At 73.8% G+C, this 4,724-nt stretch carries 4 protein-coding genes and 1 pseudogene; 2 read left to right on the forward strand and 3 right to left on the reverse strand.

Annotation, left to right across the window (positions count from 1 at the left end):
• Both E7Z54_RS04575 and E7Z54_RS04580 read right to left on the reverse strand, forming a co-directional pair.
• Nucleotides 1-1,273 (reverse strand): glycerol-3-phosphate dehydrogenase/oxidase (locus E7Z54_RS04575; RefSeq protein WP_136431829.1); only part of this gene is annotated, 1,273 nt, incomplete at its 3' end.
• Nucleotides 1,270-1,878, reverse strand: a complete 609-nt coding sequence (locus E7Z54_RS04580) for a TetR/AcrR family transcriptional regulator (protein WP_136431831.1) — start codon at nt 1,876-1,878, stop codon at nt 1,270-1,272. The genes E7Z54_RS04580 and E7Z54_RS04575, both read right to left, overlap by 4 nt.
• A gap of 17 nt (nt 1,879-1,895) precedes the next feature.
• Here E7Z54_RS04580 and E7Z54_RS04585 point away from each other — a divergent pair, with 17 nt between their 5' ends.
• Together E7Z54_RS04585 and E7Z54_RS04590 are read left to right on the forward strand one after the other, a co-directional pair.
• Complete coding sequence (locus tag E7Z54_RS04585) at nt 1,896-3,506, forward strand: FAD-binding oxidoreductase (protein ID WP_240769516.1); 1,611 nt, start codon at nt 1,896-1,898, stop codon at nt 3,504-3,506.
• Nucleotides 3,503-4,429: a diacylglycerol/lipid kinase family protein gene (locus E7Z54_RS04590; RefSeq protein ID WP_136431832.1), complete on the forward strand. Its 927-nt coding sequence runs from the start codon at nt 3,503-3,505 to the stop codon at nt 4,427-4,429. The genes E7Z54_RS04585 and E7Z54_RS04590 overlap by 4 nt, the downstream gene beginning before the upstream one ends.
• Before the next feature lie 30 nt (nt 4,430-4,459).
• Here the strand turns inward: E7Z54_RS04590 and E7Z54_RS22935 are convergent.
• A pseudogene (locus E7Z54_RS22935) lies at nt 4,460-4,724 on the reverse strand (hypothetical protein); the annotation flags it as partial.

The raw sequence follows: 4,724 nt of genomic DNA on the forward strand, positions 1-4,724 counted from the left end.
CGCCGGGCGAGGCGGCACGCGCGACGGTGTCGGCGAGCTCCTCGCGCGGCGCGGCGCCGGAGAGCGGGAGCGTGGCCGTGATGCTGGGTCCGACGTCCAGGCCCGCCCGTGCGACGGCGACGTCGACGGCGTCCTCGGCCATCCGGCGGTACGTCGTCAGCTTGCCGCCGACGATCGTGATCACGCCCGACCGGCCAGTGAGCACGGCGTGCTTGCGGGACAGATCGGCGGTCGAGTCGTCGCCGGTGTCGAGCAGCGGGCGGAGGCCGGCGAACGCACCGACGACGTCGGTCCGGGTGATCGGCCGTGAGAACGACGCGGAGACGACATCGAGCAGGAACCCGATCTCCACCTCGGTCGGCTCCGCGACGTCGGGCACCGGACCGTCGACGGGCTCGTCGGTGAGCCCGACGTAGAACTGCCCGTCGGGCTGCGGCAGCACCAGCACGTAGCGGTTCCGCTCGCCGGGGATCGGCGCGTAGACCACGACGTCGAGCCCCGGCAGCGCGTCCTCCCGCAGGACCAGGTGGGTGCCTCGGGAGGGACGGAGCCGGACCTCGTCGACGAGGTCGCCCGCCCAGACTCCGGCCGCGCTGACCACCGCCCGCGCCCGGACGTCGAGGGTTCCGCCGGTGAGCTCGTCGCGCAGCGCCACCGCAGTGCCGGTAGCGGTCACGGCGCGAGCGTGGGTGTGCACCGCGGCCCCACGGTCGGCAGCCGTGCGGGCGATCGTGGTCACCAGCCGGGCATCGTCCTCGAGCTGGCCGTCCCAGCCGAGCACGGCACCGCGGAGTCCGTCGGTGCGCAGCGGTGGAGCGAGGCGACGGGTCTCGGCCGCGGTGAGCCGCCGTGGTCGGGGGAGGATGTCGGTGCTGGTGCCCGCCGTCAGCCGGAGCAGGTCGCCGGCCAGGAAGGCGGCCCTCGTCATCGCGCTCGAGGTCCGGCTGACGCCGGGAGCGAGCGGCACGAGCGTAGGGACGGGGCGGGTCAGGTGCGGCGCCGTCGTCTCCATCAGGATGCCGCGCTCGACCGCGCTCTCGTGGGCGATGCCGACCCGTCCGCTCGCCAGGTAGCGAAGGCCCCCGTGGACCAGCTTGGAGGAGAAGCGCGAGGTCCCGAACGCGAGGTCGTGCGCGTCGACGGCGAGCACGGTCAGTCCACGCGAGACCGCGTCGAGCGTCACGCCGGCGCCGGTCACGCCGAGGCCGATCACGACGAGGTCGACGTCGGTGGGGGCGCCGGCGAGGCCGGGGGTGATCCGCCGCGGCGTCATCGGGCGGCCTGAGGGGCCAGCATCCGGGTGACGAGCTGGTGCAGCTCGTCGTCGAGCGCGGGAGCCTGGACCCGTTCGTCCACCATGGTGTGGACGGACAGAGCGAACCCGTGTGCGGCGAGCACGACGGCCCTGGCCATGACGACCGGGTCGCCTGCGCGGACCTCCCCGGCCGACTGGCCGGCCCGGATCGCGCTGGCGAGCACCCCGATGATCAGCTCCTGCGACCGGCCGCGACGCGCGAGCAGGTAGGGAAGGATCAGCTCCGGGTCGACCTCGATGATCCGCACGAACAGCTCGTTGTCGCGGAGGGCTGCGATGGTGGCGAGCACCTCGTCGGCGATCCGGGCAGCCGTCGGGACGCCGCCGTGCTCGGTGGGGACCAGGTGGCCCCACTCCCGGGTCATCAGGTCTCCGAGCAGGGTCGGCATGTCCGACCAGGCGCGGTAGATGGTCATCCGCGAGACCCCGGCTCGCCGGGCGACCTCGGTCAGCGTGGTGCGTCGCCAGCCGACGTCGAGGATGCAGGCGCGGGCCGCATCGAGGTACGCGTCGCGCGGGTCGCGGCCTCGCGAGCCCTCGTCCTTGTGACGCTGTGACGTCATGTGTCACACTGTAACACATGACAGAGCACAGCCAGCCCGAGATCGCCACCGCGTTGCAGCCGGAGATGCCCCCGACGCGGTGGGGCGACCCGGCCCAGGCGGCCGACCTGCCCGAGGGCGTCCGCAGCCTGGTCGGGACGGTCTTCCCGCTGCGTGACACCTCGGTCTGCCTCGACGTGGCCCTCCCGCCGGCGCGGCTCGGCACCGACCACGTCGCTGGCCTGGCGATGATCGTGGGCGAGGAGCACGTGCGCGCGGACGATGTCACCCGCCGCCTGCGCACCCGCGGCAAGTCGACCCCCGACCTGCTCCGCCAGCGAGGCGGCGACCTCGGCGACGCGCCGGACGTCGTCGTACGTCCGGGGGGACACGACGAGGTCGCCGCGGTGCTCGACTTCGCGCAGGAGCACCGGCTCGCGGTGGTGCCGTTCGGAGGGGGTACGGCGGTCACGGGCGGCCTGGTGGCCGACCCGGACGCCGCGGGGCTGGCCGGCGTCGTCTCGCTCGACCTGGGTCGGATGCGCCGCCTGCTCGCGATCGACACCGTCTCCTCGACCGCCACGCTCGAGCCCGGCCTGCGTGGCCCCGAGGCCGAGGCGCTGCTCGCCGAGCACAGCCTGATGCTCGGACACTTCCCGCAGTCGTTCGAGTACGCCTCGATCGGCGGGTTCGCCGCGACCCGCTCGAGTGGTCAGTCCAGCGCCGGGTACGGCCGCTTCGACACCATGGTCGTCGGGCTGCGGGTCGCCACGCCGGTGGGCGAGGTCCGCCTGGGCAGCGCGCCCGCGAACGCCGCCGGACCCGACCTGCGTCAGGTCTTCCTCGGCTCGGAGGGGGCGTTCGGCGTGATCACCGAGGTCACGGTCCGGGTGCGGCCGCGACCTGCGGTGAAGCGCTACGAGGGCTGGCGCTGGCAGAGCTTCACCGCGGGCGCCGCCGCGATGCGCGCCCTGGCCCAGTCGGACCTGATGCCGACGGTGCTGCGTCTCTCCGACGAGGCGGAGACGGCGATCAACCTCGCCGACCCCGAGAGCATCGGCGAGGACTCGGCGCAGGGCGCGCTGATGATCGTCGGCTACGAGGGCTCGGTCGCGGCGGTCGACGCCAAACAGGCCGTGGTCACCGCGACCCTCCAGAGCCTGGGCGGCACCCCGCTCGGCTCGGCCCCCGGAGAGAGGTGGGCCGAGGGACGGTTCAACGCGCCGTACCTGCGCGACAGCCTGCTCGACGTCGGCGTCCTGGTGGAGACGCTGGAGACCGCCACGTTCTGGTCCAACCGCGACAACCTCTACGTCCGGGTGAAGGCCGCTCTGGAGGAGAGCCTCGGCGAGGGCACGATGGTGCTCTGCCACATCTCGCACGTCTATCCGACCGGATGCTCGCTCTACTTCACCGTCGCCGCGCCGGGTGGCGAGGACCCGCTGGCCAGGTGGCTCCCGGCGAAGACGGCGGCGTGCGAGGCGATCGTCGCCGCCGGCGCCTCCATCACCCATCACCACGCTGTCGGCACCGACCACAAGCCCTACCTGACCGCCGAGATCGGCGTGGTCGGCGCCGAGGTGCTGCGTGCGGTCAAGCGGACCCTCGACCCGGTCGGCATCCTCAACCCCGGCGTGCTCGTCCCGTGAGCGGGCAGCAGCGTCGAGGTTTCGCGTTCCTGGTCAACCCGACCTCCGGCGGCGGCGCCGCGCCCAGGACGGTCGTCCCGCTCGCCCGCGCCCTGCGGGAGACAGGGGCCGAGGTCGAGGTCAGCTACACCACCTCGCCGGTCGACGTGCCCGACCTGGTCGCCTCCGCCGTCGCGCGCGACGCCGTCGTGGTGTCCGTGGGCGGCGACGGGATGCTCTCCTCGGTCGCCGGCGAGGTCGCCGCGAGGGACGGCGTGCTCGCGGTCGTCCCGGCCGGTCGGGGCAACGACTTCGCGCGGATGCTCGGCGTCCCGCACGACACTGCGGCCCAGGCGGCCGTCCTCTGCCAGGCCCAGCCACGTCCGATCGACCTGCTCCGCGCCACCCAGCCCGACCGGGCCACGTTGGTCGTCGCAGGGTCCGTGTACGCCGGCGTCGACGCACGCGCGGCCGAGATCGTGGACCGCTCGCACTGGTTGCCCTCGAAGCTGCAGTATCCCGTCGCCGCCGTCCGCGCCCTCGCCGGCTATCGCCCCGTCGACTGCGTTCTCACCGTGGACGGCGTCCGCACGAAGCACCAAGCCGCCACGGTGGTGATCGCCAACTCTCGCTACTACGGCAAGGGCATGGCGATCGCGCCCGCCGCCGAGGTCGACGACGGGCTGCTCGACGTGATCGTGATCGAGGCGGCCAGCCGGCTCGAGCTGATCCGCTCGCTCCCGAAGGTCTACGACGGAAGCCACGCCGCGCTCCCCGAGGTGACCGTGCTGACGGGTCGGCGGGTGACCCTGTCCGGTCGCTACGTCGGGAGCGCTGCGGTGCCTGTGGGCGCGGACGGTGAGGGCCTCGGCAGCCTCCCGGCGGACGAGAGCGACCCGCTCGTGGTCGAGATCAGCCCGGCGGCGGTACGAGTCCTCGCGTAGCGGTTCCGGTGCGCCGCTGCGGCACGCGCGTCAGCTGAACGACCACACCAGCAGTTCGGTGGGCACGGCAGCGGTGACCGTGTGCGCCGCCTCGTCGCTCATCAGTAGCGCATCCCCGGCCGACAGGGGCTCGGCGAGCGAGAACCGCAGCAGCGCACCGGTCGTCACGAACACGTGCACCCGGCCCCCGTCGGGCAGCGACACCGCTTCCCCGGCACCGAGGCGGGCCACGGAGAACCCGGCTCCCCGCACGTCCACCGGCAGCGGCGCGCCGGGCCCGGCGACGGGCACCAGG

The organism is Nocardioides sp., assembly GCF_004803405.1.
In the GTDB taxonomy this organism is placed as follows: domain Bacteria; phylum Actinomycetota; class Actinomycetes; order Propionibacteriales; family Nocardioidaceae; genus Nocardioides; species Nocardioides vastitatis.

Bases quoted from the DNA above. Each gene is read 5' to 3' on its own strand.
- E7Z54_RS04585 (WP_240769516.1), top strand. From the start codon at position 1,896: ATGACAGAGCACAGCCAGCCCGAGATCGCCACCGCGTTGCAGCCGGAG.
- E7Z54_RS04580 (WP_136431831.1), bottom strand. From the start codon at position 1,878: ATGACGTCACAGCGTCACAAGGACGAGGGCTCGCGAGGCCGCGACCCG.